This window comes from Couchioplanes caeruleus (assembly GCF_023499255.1).
Lineage (GTDB): Bacteria > Actinomycetota > Actinomycetes > Mycobacteriales > Micromonosporaceae > Actinoplanes > Actinoplanes caeruleus_A.
This window is the reverse complement of the sequence record NZ_CP092183.1, coordinates 2,505,689-2,523,663: the sequence shown is the minus strand read 5'-3', so window position 1 is coordinate 2,523,663 and position 17,975 is coordinate 2,505,689. Positions and strand designations below refer to the sequence as shown.

The following is a 17,975-nucleotide window of genomic DNA, read 5'->3' as shown; positions in this document are numbered from 1 at the left end:
ACTGACACCTACCGCGGGCAGAATCGCCGTCATGCCGAAGACGTCCGCCCGCCTGCTGGCTCTGCTGTCGCTGCTGCAGAGCCGGCGGGACTGGCCCGGCACGCTGCTCGCCGAGCGCCTCGAGATCAGCCTGCGCACCGTACGCCGCGACGTGGACCGGCTGCGCGAGCTGGGCTACCCGATCGCCGCGGTCAAGGGGCCCGACGGCGGCTACCGGCTGCGGGCCGGCACCGAGCTGCCGCCGCTGCTGTTCGACGACGACCAGGCCGTCGCCCTCACCGTGGCCCTGCAGATCGCCGCCACCACCGCCGGCACGGGCCTCGCCGAGGACGCCACCCGCGCGCTGGCCACCGTACGGCAGGTCCTTCCGTCCCGGCTGCGCCACCGCATCGACGCCGTACGGGTCACCGCCGTCGAACGGCCCACCACCCGGCCGGCCACGCCCGTCGACGGTGACGTGCTCGTGGCGCTCAGCTCCGCCGTACACGCCCGGGAGACCGTGCGCTTCGACTACGGCGACGCCGTGGACGGGCCCCCGCGCCGCGCCGAACCCCATCACGTGGTCGTGTGGGACGGGCGCTGGTACCTCATCGCCTTCGACCTGGACCGCGCGGACTGGCGTACGTTCCGCGCCGACCGGCTGCGGCTGCGCACCCCCAACGGTCCCCGCTTCACGCCGCGGGAACTGCCCGGCGGGGACGTCGCCGCGTACGTCACCGGCGTCTTCCGCGGCTCCGCCGACGCCTCGGGCACCTGGCCCTGCCGGGGCACCGTGGTCCTCGGCGCGCCGCCCGCCACGATCGCGACGTACACCCGCGACGGCATCGTCGAGGAGGCCGGCCCTGGCCGCTGCCGGCTCACCCTCGGCTCGTGGTCCTGGCCGGCCCTGGCGGCCGCCTTCGCCCGCTACGACGCCGACATCGAGGTCGTCGGGCCGCCGGAGCTCACCGACGCCTTCGCCCACCTGGCCGACCGCTTTCACAAAGCAGCAACGGGCGCGCCCTGAGGTGCACCTGACGCGTTGGCGGCGTGCCGTTTCTAGAACCCGATGGCATCGTTCGCACCTAGCTGTATCGCATTCCTCCGCAATTATGGTGACCCTCGCCCGACATAGTTGGCCAATGTCGCGGTGGTCCTTTATTTACAGTCGACTCGGCGCATGCGAGCGCGCACGCCTTCATTCCTACAGCCAGCGATGTGAAATGATTTTCGTTGACAAATCGACCACCAGCAGAATGGCACTTCTCCTGGCACGTCCGTGCCGCCGAAAATCTTTCTCCGCCATCAACGGCGACTTCACGGTCGACGCCATGGCAACCCCGGCTACCGGGCGGGCGACGACGTCCGGGTGCGCAACCGGCTGGGCTGTGGCGATACCCGGTGCGGCGGCGGCCACAGCCGGAACTGCTCCGGGCTCCGCCGTGGTGGCAGCCGCGACTGCTGCCGGTGCGGCGGCGGCTCGCGCCACTGCCACCAGCGCGCCACCGTGCGGCTCCGCGTCGTTGACAGGCCGCCCCTTCGCGCGCTCCGACACCGATCCTTCCATCGGACTGCAGTCCATCGCCGTCCTCTCCGCCGGCGCCGCCAGCCCGCGCCATGCTCTCGGCCGCACCCGGCTGCCTGCCCCGGCCGGCCGGTCCGCGCCCCGATCTTCGTGCAGGCGACGCAGCTTCGCGGCATGCCGTCGCGCCAACCCCCACATCCGGCGACGGGCGTGCTCGCGACGAAACTCCTCCCGCGCGGCACAATAGCGACGCGACGCCGTCCGGTCACGCATCACCGTCAATTCCGCAGTGGAGAAGAGCTCGAGCTGCCGCATGCGTATATTCTCCCGCACCGGACCCCCGTCACCACACTGATCGATCACCGCGAAATGCGACGACCACCACAGCGATACAGCCGGAAGATCGGCCAGAATATGCGTGGTCAAGCCGCGCGCCGGACGGGCGGAATACTCGAATCTACGATCGCAGCCCGGTGAGGCTTGGTCGGGTTGACGGGTGGGATCGCCCGTCGGCGCGCTGCCCAGCGCTGGCCGGTCACCGCGGCGCGGAGAGGCAAGCAGAGGCCTGCGGGGTCGATCTCGCTTCGGGCCGGTTGCTGGCGCGGGGAGGTCATCGGCGCGGATCCGCAAGGCGCTCCCGGCCATCGCGGTCAGCGCGAAACGCGTGCTCGGTCGAAGCGTGCAACAGCATCGGCCGGCACGTCGCCCAGCGTCTGCAGCCGAGGAGAAGCCGGCCTACAGCCCCGCGGCGGCGCGGGCGAGCAGGTGGAAGGCCTGGGCCTCGCTGGACGCGCCGGGCCGGTCGAAGTGCGGGGAGGCCGCCGCGCCGCGGACGACGCCGAACCGGTCGAGTTTGCGGGTCGCCGCCGTGAGCAGGTCGTGGCCGGTGTCCGCGTACGCCGCCGGGAGCCAGCCGTCGGCCGCGCCGGTGAGGGCCGCGTACGCGAACATCTGCGCCGCGTTGGTCTCCGGGAAGGTCGACGGGTCGTCGAGGACGTCGTGGAAGAGGCCGTCGGCGCGGCGCAGCCGCAGGCACGCGTCGAGCACCTCGCGGGCGTGCGCGGCGAGCCGGTCGGCGTCCGGGAACCCCGGGACCAGGCGCAGCGTACGGGCCACGGCCGCCACCACCCAGCCGTTGCCACCGCCCCATCGGTCGGCGCGGCGCAGCGTACCGGTGTCCTCGGACCAGATCGCCGCATAGAGCCCGTTGTGGCAGAGCCGCGCGCGGTGGCCGTCGATCTGTTGCCAGGCCAGGTCCGGGCGGTCGCTGAGCGCGAGGAACGGCACCACCATGTAGACGGTGTCCGCCCAGGCCTCGCGGCCGCCGAGCAGGTGGAACAGCGTGCCGTCCGCGGCCCGGGGCGCGTCGGTGGCCAGCCAGGCGAGCTGGCGGCGGGCCGCTTCGGCGAAGATCTGATCACCGGTACGCGCGTACGCCGCCAGCACCGCCTCCCCGCAGCAGGCGCCGTTGACCGCCCCGGCCTCGCCGTCCACGTCGCCGAGGCGCCCGTCGGGGCTCTGCCGCGCCACGGCCGCCTCGGCGAGCAGCACGGCGAGATCGTCGTGGCCGAGGTCGAGCGCGGCCTGCGCGGCGACGCCCTGCTCCCACGACTGGCGTTGCATCGCCAGCAGCGCGGTGAGGACGGGCGTGCTCATGTGAACAGCGCGCTGACGGACTCTCCGTTGTGGATGCGGCGGATCGCCTCGGCCAGGGCCGGCGCCACGGACAGCACGGTGAGCTTGTCCGTACGGTTTGCCGCCGGGATCGGCACGGTGTTCGTGCAGACGATCTCCTCGACGTCCTTCTCCGCCGACAGCCGCTGCACCGCGTCGGCGGCGAACAGGCCGTGCGTGCAGGCCACCCGGATGCTGCGGGTGTGCCGTTCGCGCAGCCGGCCGAGCAGCTCGAAGACCGTGCTGCCCTTGGCGATCTCGTCGTCGAGGATGATCACGTCGCGGTCCGCGACCTCGCCGATCACCGAGCTGATCACGACCTTGTCGTCGGCGTACCGCTGCTTGGCGCCGGCGGCCACCTCGATGCCGAGCATCCGGGCGAAGGCCGCCGCCTCCTTGGCGTTGCCCAGGTCCGGTGAGACCACGACGGTGTTGCTCAGGTCGTAGCCGCGGAAGTGGTTGGCGAGCTCGCGCAGCGCGTGCAGGTGGTCGACCGGGACGCTGAAGAAGCCGTGGACCTGCGGGGAGTGCAGGGTCATCGCGAGGATGCGGTGCGCGCCCGCGGTCTGCAGCAGGTCGGCGACGAGGCGGCCGCCGATGGAGATGCGGGGGGCGTCCTTCTTGTCGCTGCGGGCGTACGCGTAATGCGGCAGGACGACGGTGATCCGCCCGGCCGACGCGCCCCGGGCCGCGTCGAGCATGAACAGCAGCTCGACGAGGTTCTCCTGCACCGGGGGCACGAGCGGCTGGATGAGGAACACGTCCCGTTCGCGGCAGTTGCCCTGCAGCTGCACCTCGATGCAGTCGTTGGCGAACCGGGACGTCCGCGCGGGCAGCAGCGGCACGCCGAGGTGCTCGCAGATCTCCTTGGCGAGGTCGGGGTGGGCGCTTCCGGTGAACACGGCGATGTCACGCACGGGGCACACCCTAATGTCCGGGGTCCCGACACGGACGGGCGACCACCGGGTGCTGTGATCCACTACCGTGGGCCCATGAACGGACTGGCCGTGGCGTGCCGCCGGGTGGTGCACATCTACCGCGCGGAGGCGGGCGACGTGGTGGCGCTGGCCGGCGTGGACCTGTCGATCGCGCCGGGCGAGACGCTGGCCCTGGTCGGCCCGTCCGGCTCCGGCAAGTCGACGCTGATCGCCCTGCTGGCCGGGATGATGCGGCCGTCGGCGGGACGCATCAACATCGGCACGTACGACATGGGCAAGCTCTCCGACGCCGAGGTGTCCCGGCTGCGCGGCACCGAGATCGGCGTCGTGCTGCAGGGGGCGGCGCGCAACCTGCTGCCGTACGCGTCGCTGCACCGCAACATCAAGCTGGCCCAGCGCCGGGCGGCGCACACCCGGGGCGTGGAGCTGGACGACCCGGACCGCATCCTGGACCTGGTGGGGTTGCCGGGCATGGGCCGGGCACGGCTGACCGAGCTGACCCCGGGCGCCCGGCAGCGGGCCGCCCTCGCGGTGGGCATCGCGGCCGGCCCCGGCCTGCTGCTGGTGGACGAGCCCACGAGCCGCCTCGACACGGCCGGGCGCGACGAGGTGATGACCGCGCTGGAGACCGTCAACGCCGAGCGGCAGACCACGATCGTGGTGGTGACCCACGACAACGAGGTGGGCGCCCGCCTCGGCCGGGCGGTGACGATCCGCGACGGCCGCGTCGGCGCGGAGGGCCGCGACGGCCAGGACTTCGCCGTGGTCGCGGGCGACGGGACGGTGCAGCTGCCGCCCGAGGTGCTGGGGAGCTTCCCGCCGGGCACGCTCTTCACGGTGGACCACGAGAACGGCTCGGTGACGCTCGTCCCCGGCCAGCACACCTAGGTTCCCGTCACCGTCGCCTTGATCGTGATCGTGGAATTGAGCGAGTTCGCGATGTAGCACTCTTCGTGGCCCTGCTCGACGAGCTGCTGCACGAGCTCCTCGTCCGTGCCCGGCGCGACGTGGATGACCGGGTTCAGCTCGATGCGTTCGATGCGGGCGCCCCGCAGGTCCTCGCTGAGGTAGCCGGTCGCGTCGTCGGTGTAGCGGACCACGTCGAGGTGCTTGCGGGCCGCCAGCGACAGGAACGACAGCATCTGGCAGGAGCTCGCGGCCAGGACCAGCAGCTGTTCCGGGTTGAGTAGGTCGGCGTCGCCGCGGAAGTGCGGGTCCGCGCTGAGCCGCAGCGAGACGTCGGCGGGCGGGGCGGTCGCCGTGTGGGCCCTCGGGTACGCCCGGTAGCCCTGACCCGTGGAGCCGTCCCATTCCAGCCGCGCGTGGTGTGCCAATCCCATGCGAGCCACCCTAGGGTGTCAGCGCAGCAGCGTCGCCCCGCCGTCGGCCAGGTGCAGCTCGTGGTCGCAGGCCGCGGCCGCCTCGGGGTCGTGCGTAGCGAAGACCACGGCCGCGCCCCGGGCCGCCTCGGCACGCAGCACGTCGAGGACCTTCTGCCGGTTCGCGGCGTCCAGCTCGCTGGTGACCTCGTCGGCCAGCAGGACGTCGCCGCGCAGGGCGAGGCCACGGGCGATCGCCGTACGCTGCTGCTGCCCGCCGGACAGCTCCTCGATGAGCTGGTCGGCCTGCCCGGCCAGCCCCAGCCGCTCCAGCGACTCCGTGGTGGCGCGGCGGGCGTCCGCCGGTGTGCCACCGGTCGCGATGACGGCCACCGCGATGTTCTCGGCCGCCGTGAGGATCGCGGCGAGCCCGTTGTCCTGCGGGACCAGCACGACGCCGAGCTTCACCGCCCGGTCGCGGTCGCCCAGCTCGCTCCCGTCGACCAGGACCCGGCCGGCGGCGGGAGGCAGCAGGCCCGCCATCGCCGACAGCAGGGTGGTCTTACCCGCGCCGGAGGTTCCCGTGACCGCGAGCACCTTCCCCGGCCGGGCGGTCACCGTCACGCCGCGCAGCACCGGCTCGCCGCCGCCGTACGCGAGGTCCGCGCCCTCGACCGTCACCGTCCTCATCGGCCCGTCCTTCCCGCCACCAGGTTCCGCAGATTCCGGCTGGTCAGCACCGCCACCCCGGCGAGGACCAGCAGCACCGGCACCGCCACGGCCGCGACCACCGCCGGGCGCGGCCACAGCGGCAGCGGCAGCGGCGGCGGGTCCAGCCCGGCCAGCGGCAGCGCCCACCCGGTCAGGCCGTAGCCGGCCAGCCCGGTGAGCAGCCCGGCCGGCACGGCGATGACCACGAGCATCGGGTACGCCCACAGCGTCGCCCGCCCGGCCGAGCGCCGGTCCAGCCCCTGGACGCGCAGGGCGGACAGGTCCTCGGCGCGCCGCTGCCGGTCCACGGCCGCGGCGAGCACCAGCGCCCCCGCCCCGAGCAGCACCGCGAGGCCGCCGGCGAGGGCGTAGAACGCCAGGGCCAGCGCGGGTCCCTGCCGGTCGAGCTGGGCCCGGGCGACCGTGGCGCTGACGTCGCCGGTGACCACCAGGCCGTGCGCGGCGAGCTGGTCCAGGATGTCGGAGGGGGCGGCGGCGGACAGCCACACCTCGGTCATCGCGGCCGGTGCCGCGGCCGTGGCGGCCCGGTCGGCGTACTCGAGGTCGACGAGGGTGGCGCGGACGCCGAGCCGGGGCACGGCCGGCAGCCGTACGGCCCGGGTCACGTCGACGCGCCGCCCGTCCAGCCCGGTGACGGCATCCCCCGGGCTCCCGGCCGTCGCCACCGGCAGCGGGTACGGCGTGTCCACCGGCTGGATCCACGCTCCGCTGTCGCCCAGCCCGGCGGGGGCGTCGATGTCGATGCCCAGCCCGCCCGGCGCCGCGGTGAGGCCCCCGTACGCCGTCATCCGCCACTGCGAGCGGTCGCCGAGCCGCGCGGTGCCCACGGCGTCCGCCACCGGGTTGATGCTGCCCAGCCGGGTGATCGTCAGGTGACCGGAGATGCCGGAGGTCGCGTCGATCGAGGTGATCTGGATGCCGTCGAGGCGGCACCCGCCGGCGCACGACGGCACCCGCTGGGTGTACGCGAAGGGTCCGGGGCGCAACTGCCCGAGGGACACCCGCGTCGATCCGCGCCCGGACACGGAGGTCAGCGAGACCGTGAGGTTGAGCGGGTGCTGCGCGGACAAGCCGCTGCTCATCGCCTCGACGGTGACGTCCCGGCCGGGGATCACCACCGGCTCGGGCGCGGACGGGTGCAGCGCCGCGGCCACCCGGCCCGCCGGCGGCCCGTCGCCGGGCCAGGTCGCGACCGCGGCGAGCCGGGTGGCGTCGACGGCCAGACCGGGCGGTTCGCCGGCGGCGTTGCTGGGCGTACGGGCCACCGCCATCGCGAACCGGCCGTCCCGGTCGATCTCCCGCACCGCCCCGAGCAGCTCTCCCGGCGTGACCGGGGCGATCGACACGACCCGGTCGGCACCCGTGCCGAGTTCCGCCTGCGCGGCGCGGTCCTGGGCGCCGGAGTCCACCGCGCCGGCCGCGTACGTGGTCACCGCCACCGCCGCGACCAGCAGCGAGAAGAGTCCCTGGGCGCCGGGGCGGCGGGACAGCTGCAGCCCGGCGAGGGCGAGGCCGACCTGTCCGCGGCGCAGCGCCCGCGCCGCGAGCCGGGTGACGATCGGCAGCAGGGCCCGGGCGGACAGCAGCGCGATGGCGAACACGATGAGCGCGGGCGCGAACAGCCCGGCTCCGGTGGGCGAGCCGCCGGAGAGGCTCAGCTGGACGCCGGTGACGACCGCCAGCAGCGCCACCGCGGCCTCGAGGATCGGCGGGCGCCGCCCGGCCACCGGCGCGCGGCGCAGCAGCTGGGCGACCGGGCTGAACAGCTGGCGGCGCTGGGCGAGCAGGGCGGCGAGGACGGCACCCGCCGCGGCGAGCGGCGCGTACCGCAGGGCGGCCGCCCCGGGCGCGGCGCCGACGCCGGGGAAGAGCAGCGCCGCGGCGACGTTCACCAGCAGCTGCCCGGCGAGGCACCCGGCGACCGCACCGGCGAGGATGGCGACGAGGCTCTCGCCGGTGGCCAGCCACCAGCGTTCCCGGCGGCGCGCGCCGCGCAGCGCGACCACGGCCAGCTCCGGGCGGCGGCCCTCGGTGCCGTACCCGACCGCCAGGAAGATCGCGAACCAGGAGAGCGCCACCAGCGGCACCGCGACGACCGGGACGATGAGCCGGGCCGCGGCCCGCCCGGAGTCGATGCGGGCCAGCAGGTCCGGAAGTCCGGTCCGGACGGTCACCGTCGAACCCAGCTTGGCGGTGACGTCGCGCAGGCCGGCCAGCGCGGCCCGCACCCCGGCCAGCCGGTCGACGTCCAGGGCGCCCGGACCGGCCGTACCGTCGACGGACTTGAGCGCCGAGCCGTGGTCCATCGCGTTGAGCGTGGCCGAGTTCGTGAACACCGGCTCGCCCGGCCGGTCACCGGGGTCGGCGGCGAAGTACCCGTGCGTGCCCCAGTACGCGTCGGCCGGATGCGGCACCCGGTACGTGCCCACCACCGTGAGGCCCTTCGCCCTGCCGTGCGCTTCGAACACCGGCGTGCGCGGGTCCGAGCTGAACTGGGCGTAGCTGAGCTCGATGTGGTCGCCGGCGCCCAGGGCGAGCCGTTGCGCGGTGCGCTCGCCCAGCACGACCTCACCCGCGCCGATCAGGCAGCGTCCGGTCGCCATGGTCAGGTGGGCGCAGGCGTCCTGGCGGTACACGAAGCGGGACCGGTAGCGCAGGTCGGGCTCGATGCCGACGGTCGGGTACTCGGCCGCGTACACGTTGGTGAAGCCGGGGAACCGCACCAGGGCCGGCCCGACGGTCGAGAAGCTGAGGCTGTTGCCGTCCCCGGACGCCTGGCTGCCGGCCCGGTCGTCCTCCACCTTCGTGACCACCAGTCCGCGGTCGCCGGCGGCGGCGGTCTCGACCTGGCCCGCGGCGACCGCCCGGTCCGTCGCCTGCAGGTACGCGGGCGCGGCGACCGCGGCCGCCACGGCGAAGAGCGCGAGCAGCGCGAGCGTGACCGCCTGCCCCCGGCGGTGCCACAGCATGGCGGCGACCAGGGCGATCACCGGTCGCCTCCGTTCCGGGCGCGCAGCCGGCGCACGATCGGCAGCGCGGAGAGCCAGCCGGCGGCTCCGAGGGCGGCGAACGCGAGCAGCCCGGCCACCGCCAGCGGACCCGCGCGAAGGGGGTCGGGCAGCGGCACGACGGCCCACCCGTCGGTGAACGGCGCTGCGGGCACCCCGGCGACGACCCGGCCCAGCACCGCGGCCAGGACACCCGCGAGGACACCGGCGACGACCAGCGCGGCGGTGCCGGCGTACCCGATCCGGGTGGCGGCCCGGCCCGGCAGTCCCTGGACCCGCAACGCCCGCAGGAGGTCGAGCAGCGGGCCGCGGTCCACGGTCGTGGCGACCGCCACGGCCGCGGCGGCCAGCAGCACCGCGACGGCCGCGGCGAGCAGCGCGAACGTGGCCCCCATCGCCGTGCCCTGCTGGGCCAGCAGCCCGGCGCGGGCGCTCACCGAGTCGTCGCCCACGACGGTGAGCCCGGCGGCGCGCAGCGCGTCCACGGTCGAGGCGGGGGCGTCGGCGGCCAGCCACACCTGGAAGGCCCCGCCCAGGTCCCCGTCCGCGGCCACCCGGCGGGCGGCGTCGAGGTCCACGAGCACCCCGGTGCGGCCGAGCACGGGCAGCACGCCCGCGGTGCCGGCGACCCGTACGGTGACCGGCGACCCGCCGATCGAGAACAGCTGCGGGTCGCCGAACTGCCAGGCGTTGGGGGCTTCGCCGGCCAGCACGATCGGCAGTGGGAGCGGTGCGTCCACGGCGTACACGCGGGTACGGGGGCTGGAACCGGACTCCCCCGGATCCATCGCCAGGGTGAGCCCGCCGGGCCGCGCGGCGAGCTGCACCGCGGGGCCGGAGAGGTCGGGGCGCCAGCGGCGGATGTCCCCGAGCGCCGCCTCGTCGAGCACCGGACGCGCCGGGTTGCGCTGCGTCAGGGCGCGTACGGTCACCCGCGCCCCGAACGGCGGCCCGTCGGGTTCGCCGGCGCGCGGGGCACGCGCCAGCTCCCAGCGCACGAGGCGGCATCCCGGGGCGCCGGTGCAGCCGGTGACCCGTGCGCCGACCGTGTGCTCGCCGGGGCGCAGCGGGCCGAGTGTCACCGTGGCGGGCAGCCCGGTCGCCTCGTTCTGCAGCACCACCCGGATCCGCAGGTCCTCCTTGCCCTCGTTGCGGGCGCGCAGGGACAACCGGTCGCCGTCGACCGCGGGAACCTCCGGGAGGGGTGCCGCACCGGCGGCGGAGGCGAGCGTGGCGACGTCGCCGTACCCGGGTTGCCAGCGGGCGATCGCGGCGAGCCGGGAGCTCTCGACGGCCAGCACGGGCGGCACGCTGTCGAGATCCGCGACGACGGCCATCGCGCTGCGGCCCGCCGGGTCGGCCTTGTGGACGGCGTACTGCAGGGCCGTCCGGTTCGGGGCCTGCACGGTCAGCACGCGGGGCGCACCGAGCTCGACCTCGCCGCGTTCGACGCGGGCCGTACGCCCGGCCGACCACGCCCCGGCCGCGGTGGCGAACACGGCCACGGCCACGGTGAGGAGCGCGAACACGCGGTCGCTCCCGGGCTGGCGGGACACCCGGGCGGCGGTCAGGCCCAGCCGCAGGCGCCCGGCGCGCAGGGCCGCGCCCGCTCCCCGGTCGGCGGCCCGCCCGAGCAGCCGGGCGAGCAGCAGCCCCACCGCGAGCGCCACCAGCGCGGGTGCGACCAGCGCGAGCCCGCGGCCCGGCTCGCCGGCACGGGCCTGGTACACCGCCGCGACGGCCACCGCGACCAGCACCAGGTCGGCGAGGTCGGCACGCCAGTCCCGGCGCCCGGACGGTACGCGGCGCAGCAGCTGGGCGACGGGCAGCCGCAGCACCGCCGTCTCCACCGCCACCATGACGAGCAGGCCGCCGAGCAGCACCGCCGCGAGCGCCGCGACCGACAGCTGGGCCGCGAGGGCTCGGTCGTCCGCCGGGACCGGGCCGGCCAGGGCGCGCGCCGCGAGCCAGCCCAGCGGAGCCCCGGCCAGCGCACCCACCACCATGGGCAGCAGGTGCTGTCCGAAGGCGAGCCACAGCATGCCCGCCCGGGTGCTGCCCCGCAGTTTCAGCAGGGCGGCGTCGCCACGGCGCTCGCGGCCGGTGTACCGGCCGGCCAGCCCCATCGCGAACCAGCCGAGCACGAGGACCTGGCCGAGGGCGACGAGCACGCCGTCGCGCACGATGGCCCGGTCCCGGGCGATCGTCTGCAGCAGCGGATCCGTCGGGTTCACCAGCCGCAGGTCCGCGTCCTCGAAGGCGCCGCCGGCCCGCCGCAGCACCGTCGCGAGGTCGTAGCCGCCGTCGCCGCGGATCAGCGCCTCCGGCACGCCGACGTCGTACGTGAGGGTCGGCTCGAGCAGCAGCGGGTCGGCGAACGTGCCGATCACGGTGAACGCGGGGTCCGGCCCGTCGCCGGCCCGGTAGAGGCGGTTGCTCCAGTACGCGCCGCCCGGGTCCAGCACGGTGTAGGTGCCGACCACGCGCAGCCGTACGGGCTCGCTCAGCTCCGTGGCGGCCAGGTGCAGGTCGCCGCCGATGCGCACGCCGAGCTGCTCGGCGGCGTCCCGGCTGACCGCCACCTGCCCCGGCCGGGAGGGACAGTCGCCGGTGAGCCGTACGTGCGAGCAGAAGTCCTCGCGGTAGGACAGCGACATGGCCGGGGTCCGGTCGCGGACGACGGCGTTCTGGGCGAGCGTCATGCCGCGGACGGGCTCCAGGTCCGGGACGGGCAGCATCCCGCGGACCGTGCCGGCGAACGCGTCGAGCGCGCGCTGCGGGTCGCCCCCGATGCCGGTGATCTGGCGTACGGACACGACGCGCTGGGCGGGCGGGGCGTGCGCGACGTCCGAGGCGGCGGCCCGGGAGGCGGCGGCGAGGCCGTACCAGGGACCGGCCACCGCCACGGCGCCGGCGAGCGCGGTGAGCACGAGGACGGTCAGCGCCTGGGCCTTCCGGGCACGCACGGCGCCGAGCACCAACGCGAGCATCGCACCTCCCCCGCCCGTTCAAGATTCCCGGGCAGGGTACGCGAATTCAGAGCCAGCCGCGCCGCTTCAGGTACGCGTACAGCCCGCCGGCCGACACCACGATGAGGCCGGTGCTGGCCACGAACCCGGAGACGTGCCCGTACCCCCAGTACGGCACGTTCTGGCCGAAGAAGCCGGTGAGCGCGGTGGGGACCGCGATGATGGCGGCCCATGCGGCCAGTTTGCGGGTGACGTCGTTGAGCTGGTTGCTCTGCTCGTTGAGGTCCGCCTCGAGCAACCCGTTGATGCGCTCCCGGGCACTGTCGATGGTCTCCGTGGCCCGCCGGGCGTGGTCGTCGATGTCGCGGTAGTACGGCGCCAGGCGCTCGTCGACCAGCCCGGTCTCGGCGCGCAGCACGGTGGCGATGAGGTCGGCCATCGGGGCCACCGGGCGGCGCAGCGCGGCAATGGCCTTGCGCAGCGCGAAGCCGTACATCCGTACCGGGCGGGGCGCGCCGCCCTCCTCCAGGATGGCGTCCTCCGCGTCGTCCATCGCCTCGTCGAGCGCCCGGGCGGCGGCGAACTGCCCGTCGACCACGACGTCGAGCAGGCCGTAGACGAGGAACGCGACCCCGCCGTCGCGGGCGAGGTCGCTGTCCTCGTCCCAGCGCCGCAGGAAACCCGACAGGTCGCTCTCGGACTTGCGTACGGTGATCAGCGCCCGCTCGGTGATGAACGAGCTGATCTCCGCCTTGTGGACCTCGGGGTTGTCGCCGGTGGTGACGTGGACGGCGTACACGTTCATGAAGAGGTGACCGGGATACCGGTCGATCTTGGGCCGCTGGTGGTCGTGCACCGCGTCCTCGACGGCGAGCGGGTGCAACCCGAAGTCGGCGGCGATCGCCTCCAGGTCCGTCAGGTCCGGGTCGAACAGGTCGAGCCAGGCCACGCCCTTGGGGTGCTCCTCCAGCAACCGCGGGACGTCGGCGACGCCGAAGCCCTCGGCCACGACGCCGCCGCCCTCATAGAGCCGGCTGGTAGTGGGACAGATCTGTGTCACAACACAGCACTATGCCCCCTCACCCGGAGATTCAGCTGTGCGAGACGGTCAGCGCGTAGAACTTGACCTTTGCACCGGCGGTGGTGCTCTCCGACGACGACTGGTTGTACGAGCCGGCCTTGAAGTACTGCTTGTACGGGTTGAACGACGACGGGATGGAGTAACTGGTGTTCGCCCCGTTCACCGTCAGGTTGATCCGGTTTCCGGAGACGTTGATGACGTAGCTCCACGTCTTGCCCAGCGGCACGTTCCCGACCAGGTGCAGCGTCTGCCCGCCGGCCGGCGAGTTCTCCGTGCCGAGATGGATGTCGCCGTTGGGCCGGTAGTAGAGCTCGAGCAGGGGCTTGGTGGACGAGCCGCCCGAGCCCAGGTGCACCTGACCCACGCAGACGTTCTTGGTCACCTGGGGCACGCGCAGGGTGGCGCTGAGCGTGTGGTTACCGGCGAGCGGCCAGTCGGCGGCGCTGCCGTTCGGGTTCATCTCCCGCAGCTCGGAGCGCGCGTAGTTCGAGTTCGGCGTGGTGACACCTTTCTCCGGCGCCCAGAACGTCATCGAGCCGTCGTTCTTGTCGGTCCAGAAGTACGCCGGGTTCGTGTACCCGTCCGGCCCCTTGAGCTGCGCGGGCGGGATGGTCGTCGGGGAGCCGGGCGAGCCGATCGGCAGCTGCAGCGACCAGACGGCGAGGTTGAAGTTGCCGCCGGGCGCCACGGTCGGGTCGAGTGCGGCGGCGCGGGCGGCGGGGGCGGTCGCGGCGGTCGCGTTCGTGACGCCGAAGGCGGCGAGAGCGGCCGCGACGGCGACCGCGCCGGTGACAGCGAGGATCCGTTTCATGGGGACCTTCCGTGGGGACGGGCCGCCTCCGGGCGGGCAGGTGGGGGAACCGTCCCGGAATTGGCAAGTTGCCGAACAATTAACTCCGTCCGGCCCCGGCTGTCAACGGTCTAGAGTCGCCCCTCGATGAATACCGACCTCTACGACGTCATCAGCCGTCGCCGCGACGTCCGCGCCGAGTTCACCGGCGAACCCGTGCCGGCCGACGTCCTCCACCGGATCCTCACCGCCGCGCACGCCGCGCCCAGCGTGGGCCTGTCGCAGCCGTGGGACTTCGTCCTCGTCCACGACGAGCACACCCGCCGCCGCTTCCACGCCCACGTGCAGGGCGAGCGCGAGACCTTCGCCGCCACGCTGAGCGGCGCCGAGGAGGCGGAACGCTTCGCCCGCATCAAGATCGACGGCGTGCTGGAGGCGGGCCTCTCGGTGGTGGTCACGTACGACCCGCAGCGCGGCGCGCCGGCGGTGCTCGGCAGGCACGCGATCGCCGACGCGGGCCTGTACTCGGTGTGCCTGGCGATCCAGAACCTCTGGCTGGCCGCCACCGCGGAGGGGCTGGGCGTGGGCTGGGTGTCGTTCTACCGCGAGGACTTCCTCGGCGACCTGCTCGGCATCCCGGCCGGCGTCCGGCCCGTCGCGTGGCTCTGCCTCGGCCCGGTGACCCACCTCGAGGCCGTACCGGACCTGGAACGGCACGGCTGGCGTACGCGCACCCCGCTCGAGCGCCTGCTCCACCACGACCGCTGGTGACGAGGACCCTGGAGACCCCTCCCAGGACACCCCCAGGCGAGGGTCAGGGCCGGCGGCCATCCCGGGGACGCCCAGCTCATCCGCTCGTCAGTACTTGGTGTATCTGACCCAGTCATAGGAGGCGGTCAGCCGGCGGCCCGGGTAGGTGAAGGGCTGAAGCCAGCTGTCGACACCGATGCCGGGCCACAGGTTCGTCATGATGCGTTGCGGGTGGGTGGGAAGCGGTCCGCGGGAACCGTTCTCCTGGTGGACGAGCGCTCCGTCGACGAACCAGTTGATGGTGCCGCCGTTCCACCACTCGAAGGCGTAGTTGTGATAGCCGGCGGAGGCGTCGAAGCCCAGGTTGATGACGGTCTCGTGGCCGCCGGCCCCGCCGGTGAAGTAGTTGGTCTGCATCTGCGTGGTGTTCTTGCCGAGGATCTCCACGTCGATCTCGTCCCAGGACTGGCCGTCGCCCGGCCCGGTGTAGGTGAAGAACGACGTCACGGTGCCGGGGTTCTTGACGGCCTTCAGGCGAGCCTCGAAACGGCCGTACGAGAAAAGGTCGTTGGTGCGGTACTCGCCGGAGGCGTACGGCTTGCCGGAACAGCCGCCCGGGCAGGTCGCGGTGTCCAGGTTGATGCTCATGCCGCCGCCGCCGAAGGTCACGTGGTCGGCCCGCCAGCCGACGTTGAACATGCTGCCGTTGCCGTAGCCGTCGGCCTTGTGCCAGCGACCGGTGTCGAAGGAGTCGAAGTTGTCGACGAAGCTCGGTCCGATGGCTGCGTCAGCGCGGTGAGCGCCGGCCCCGATCAGGGTCGCGACGAGGGCGAGGGCAGCGAGGGCCGACGCCGCCAGGGAGCGTTGCCTGAGCATGAGTACGTCTCCTTTTCGGAAGCGCTTCCATCCGTTTCGATCCAACAAGGTCGATGACAATCGTGTTACGCCGATGTCAAGACTGTCAACCAGCAGCGCCTTTGCGCTCGACCTCCCAGCCTGCGAGACCTGGTGTTTACATCGGCGAAGGTCACTCCTAAGTTATGACCGGAAGCGCTTCCAACCAGATGACCTAGCGAGGAGACAGGATGCGGAGACGAACTCTGCTCGGCGCGGCGGTGACTGCCGGCGCACTCGTGGCCACCCCGTCCGCCGCGGTCGCGGCCACGACCGGCCGCAGCGGATCATCGACCCGATATCTGGGTGTGTTCCGCGACGGGGACCCTGCCACGATCGCCGCCGACGTCAGGAGCCAGTACGGCGTGACTCCGGCCAGCGTGATGTGGTTCGACAGCTGGGCCAGTGGCCGGCCGTTCCCGGTCGACGAGGCGAGGCTGCTCTGGCGGCACGGCATCATGCCGCACTACACCTGGGAGCCCTGGAACACCGCCCTCGGCCCCACCGATCCGGGACAGATCCATCTGACGGACATCATCGACGGCGCCTGGGACGACTACGTCACGGCGCGCGCCCGGGAGTTCGCTGCCGTGCGACTGCCGCTGCTGGTCCGCTGGGGTCACGAGTTCAACGGCAACTGGTACCCGTGGGGGGTCGCGAACAACAACAACGACCCTTACCTGTACGCGCGGGCCTACCGCCGTGTCCACCACCTCACGCGGGCAGCCGGGGCCAGGAACGTGCAATGGGTGTGGGCTTTCAACAACGGCTCGTCGCCGGACGAGCCGTACAACGACCCGGCCCTCGCCTACCCCGGCGACGAGTACGTCGACTGGATCGGCATCGACGGTTACAACTGGGGCTTCGGACCGTCCTGGGATCCGGCCGGCGATCATTGGACGACCTTCGACGCCACCTTCGCCACCGCGTACGCGAAAGCACGCGCGATCGCACCGCACCGGCCGGTGATGATCGGCGAGTTCGCCTCGACCGAGGACGGTGGCGACAAGGCCCAGTGGCTCGCGAACATGGACGCGACGCTGCGCTCCGGCGCGTACCCCGACCTCAAACTGCTCACCTACTTCGACCTGACCAAAGAGGAGCCGTGGTCGCCGGGCTCGTCGCCGGCCGCGCTCGCCGCCTTCACCTCGTGGGTGCATCGGCGATACATGAACGGGCGAGGCGCCGAACTGGCGCGGGTCGCCGCGCACTACGCCTGTTAGCCGGGGCGGCGCCGGTCAGGCCGACTCGCGCACCACCATCTTCGTCGGCAAGGTGAACGAATCCGGTTGCCCACCGTCCAGCAGCTCGGTCAGCATGCGGGCCGCCTCCCGGCCCAGAGCCTGCACCGGCTGATGGATGGTGGTGAGCCTCGGAGCGGTCTGCACCGCGATGGGCGCATCATCGAAGCCGACCACGGCAACGTCGTCAGGCACCGTACGCCCGGCGTCCCGCAACACCCGCAAGGCCCCGGCCGCCATGTTGTCGTTGGCGGCGACCACGGCGTCGAGGTCCGGCCGGGCGCTCAGCAGGGCGCGCATGGCCTCGGCGCCGCCGGTCTCGAGGAAGTCGCCGGGCGCCGTGGCGAACGGCTCGAGCCCGGCCAGCAGCAACGCCTCGGTGTAGCCCCGCGCGCGTTCCCGCCCCACCGAAGTGTCGTCCGGCCCTGCGATCATGGCAATGCGGCGGCGACCGTTCCGCAGGAGGTACTCGGTGGCCGTCCGCGACCCGCCGGCGTTGTCGACGTCCACGTAGTAGACCGGCGTCCCCGCCACCGGCAGCCCGAGGAAGACCGTCGGCAACCCCGCCTGCGCGGCGATGTCGATCAGCGGGTCGAGCCCGCGCATCGCCACCAGCATCACCCCGTCCGCCCCTCGGGTCTGCAGGAACGTCTGCAGCCGCCGATGACCATGACCCGGCGTGGCGAGGCTGAGCACGAGATGCAGGTCGGTCTTCTCCAGCGCGGCCGACGCCCCCGCGATGACCTGCGCGAAGAACGGATCGGCGAACACCTCGGGGCCCTCGCCCGACACCGCCAGCACCACCACCCCGGTCTGCCGGGTCGCCAGCGCCCGCGCGGTCCGGTTCGGCGTGTAACCCAGCTCCCCGATCGCCTTCTCGACGGCGTCCCGCTTGGCCCGGCTCACGTGCGGACCATTGTTGATCACACGGGAGGCAACCGTGCGCGACACCCCCGCGCGCTCGGCGACCTCATCGAGAGTCGGCGGCCGGGACGGACCCGGTGTCGGCATGCGAGGCTCCCTCTGCTCAAGCCGCCTACCAGGGCACAACGGTTCCGGTCGAGATGGCCTGACC

Annotated in this window: 15 protein-coding genes; 4 read left to right on the top strand and 11 right to left on the bottom strand. The window is 73.5% G+C overall.

Going from position 1 to position 17,975, the window contains the following annotated elements; genetic code table 11:
• Positions 1-31 precede the first annotated feature (31 nt).
• On the top strand, positions 32-1,006 hold the full coding sequence (locus tag COUCH_RS11845; RefSeq protein WP_249612127.1) for a helix-turn-helix transcriptional regulator: 975 nt from the start codon (positions 32-34) through the stop codon (positions 1,004-1,006).
• A 177-nt stretch (positions 1,007-1,183) separates the two neighbouring features.
• Here the strand turns inward: COUCH_RS11845 and COUCH_RS11840 are convergent, their stop codons facing one another.
• The 3 genes from COUCH_RS11840 to COUCH_RS11830 form a co-directional block, all read right to left on the bottom strand.
• Positions 1,184-1,819, bottom strand: a complete 636-nt coding sequence (locus COUCH_RS11840) for a hypothetical protein (RefSeq protein ID WP_249612126.1) — start codon at positions 1,817-1,819, stop codon at positions 1,184-1,186.
• Positions 1,820-2,239: 420 nt separating this feature from the next.
• Positions 2,240-3,160, bottom strand: coding sequence for a glycoside hydrolase family 88 protein (locus tag COUCH_RS11835; protein ID WP_249612125.1), 921 nt, complete (start codon positions 3,158-3,160; stop codon positions 2,240-2,242).
• The gene (locus COUCH_RS11830; protein WP_249612124.1) at positions 3,157-4,095 is read right to left on the bottom strand and encodes a ribose-phosphate diphosphokinase; all 939 of its coding nucleotides are present in this window, start codon (positions 4,093-4,095) and stop codon (positions 3,157-3,159) included. Before COUCH_RS11830 ends, COUCH_RS11835 begins: the two co-directional genes overlap by 4 nt.
• A gap of 75 nt (positions 4,096-4,170) precedes the next feature.
• Between COUCH_RS11830 and COUCH_RS11825 the strand changes: the two genes are divergently transcribed.
• On the top strand, positions 4,171-5,004 hold the full coding sequence (locus COUCH_RS11825) for an ABC transporter ATP-binding protein (protein ID WP_249612123.1): 834 nt from the start codon (positions 4,171-4,173) through the stop codon (positions 5,002-5,004).
• Here COUCH_RS11825 and COUCH_RS11820 read toward each other — a convergent pair.
• From COUCH_RS11820 to COUCH_RS11795, 6 genes are read right to left on the bottom strand one after another with little or no spacing between them, the layout of a single operon-like run.
• Positions 5,001-5,456 (bottom strand): OsmC family protein, encoded by a 456-nt coding sequence (locus tag COUCH_RS11820; RefSeq protein ID WP_249612122.1) that lies wholly within the window; start codon positions 5,454-5,456, stop codon positions 5,001-5,003. The two genes, COUCH_RS11825 and COUCH_RS11820, sit on opposite strands and share 4 nt — an antisense overlap.
• An 18-nt stretch (positions 5,457-5,474) precedes the next feature.
• Positions 5,475-6,125, bottom strand: a complete 651-nt coding sequence (locus tag COUCH_RS11815) for an ABC transporter ATP-binding protein (protein ID WP_249612121.1) — start codon at positions 6,123-6,125, stop codon at positions 5,475-5,477.
• Positions 6,122-9,157 (bottom strand): FtsX-like permease family protein, encoded by a 3,036-nt coding sequence (locus COUCH_RS11810; RefSeq protein ID WP_249612120.1) that lies wholly within the window; start codon positions 9,155-9,157, stop codon positions 6,122-6,124. Before COUCH_RS11810 ends, COUCH_RS11815 begins: the two co-directional genes overlap by 4 nt.
• A complete protein-coding gene (locus tag COUCH_RS11805; RefSeq protein WP_249612119.1) occupies positions 9,154-12,165 on the bottom strand; it encodes an FtsX-like permease family protein in 3,012 nt (1,003 codons plus the stop codon). Before COUCH_RS11805 ends, COUCH_RS11810 begins: the two co-directional genes overlap by 4 nt.
• Positions 12,166-12,211: 46 nt before the next feature.
• Positions 12,212-13,204: a magnesium transporter CorA family protein gene (locus COUCH_RS11800; protein WP_249612118.1), complete on the bottom strand. Its 993-nt coding sequence runs from the start codon at positions 13,202-13,204 to the stop codon at positions 12,212-12,214.
• Between the two features lie 31 nt (positions 13,205-13,235).
• Positions 13,236-14,036, bottom strand: coding sequence for a polysaccharide lyase family 7 protein (locus COUCH_RS11795; protein ID WP_249612117.1), 801 nt, complete (start codon positions 14,034-14,036; stop codon positions 13,236-13,238).
• Positions 14,037-14,162: 126 nt separating this feature from the next.
• Between COUCH_RS11795 and bluB the strand changes: the two genes are divergently transcribed.
• On the top strand, positions 14,163-14,786 hold the full coding sequence (bluB, locus tag COUCH_RS11790; protein ID WP_249612116.1) for a 5,6-dimethylbenzimidazole synthase: 624 nt from the start codon (positions 14,163-14,165) through the stop codon (positions 14,784-14,786).
• An 87-nt stretch (positions 14,787-14,873) separates the two neighbouring features.
• Here bluB and bglS read toward each other — a convergent pair whose 3' ends face one another.
• Complete coding sequence (bglS, locus tag COUCH_RS11785) at positions 14,874-15,641, bottom strand: beta-glucanase (RefSeq protein WP_249612115.1); 768 nt, start codon at positions 15,639-15,641, stop codon at positions 14,874-14,876.
• Positions 15,642-15,850: 209 nt separating this feature from the next.
• On the opposite strand from bglS, the gene COUCH_RS11780 reads away from it, so the two are divergent.
• The gene (locus tag COUCH_RS11780) at positions 15,851-16,882 is read left to right on the top strand and encodes a glycoside hydrolase family 26 protein (protein ID WP_249612114.1); all 1,032 of its coding nucleotides are present in this window, start codon (positions 15,851-15,853) and stop codon (positions 16,880-16,882) included.
• Between the two features lie 15 nt (positions 16,883-16,897).
• On the opposite strand, the gene COUCH_RS11775 is transcribed toward COUCH_RS11780, so the two are convergent.
• Positions 16,898-17,911 carry a LacI family DNA-binding transcriptional regulator gene (locus tag COUCH_RS11775; protein WP_249612113.1) on the bottom strand — a complete coding sequence of 338 codons (1,014 nt, stop codon included), beginning with the start codon at positions 17,909-17,911 and terminating at the stop codon, positions 16,898-16,900.
• Positions 17,912-17,975 lie beyond the last annotated feature (64 nt).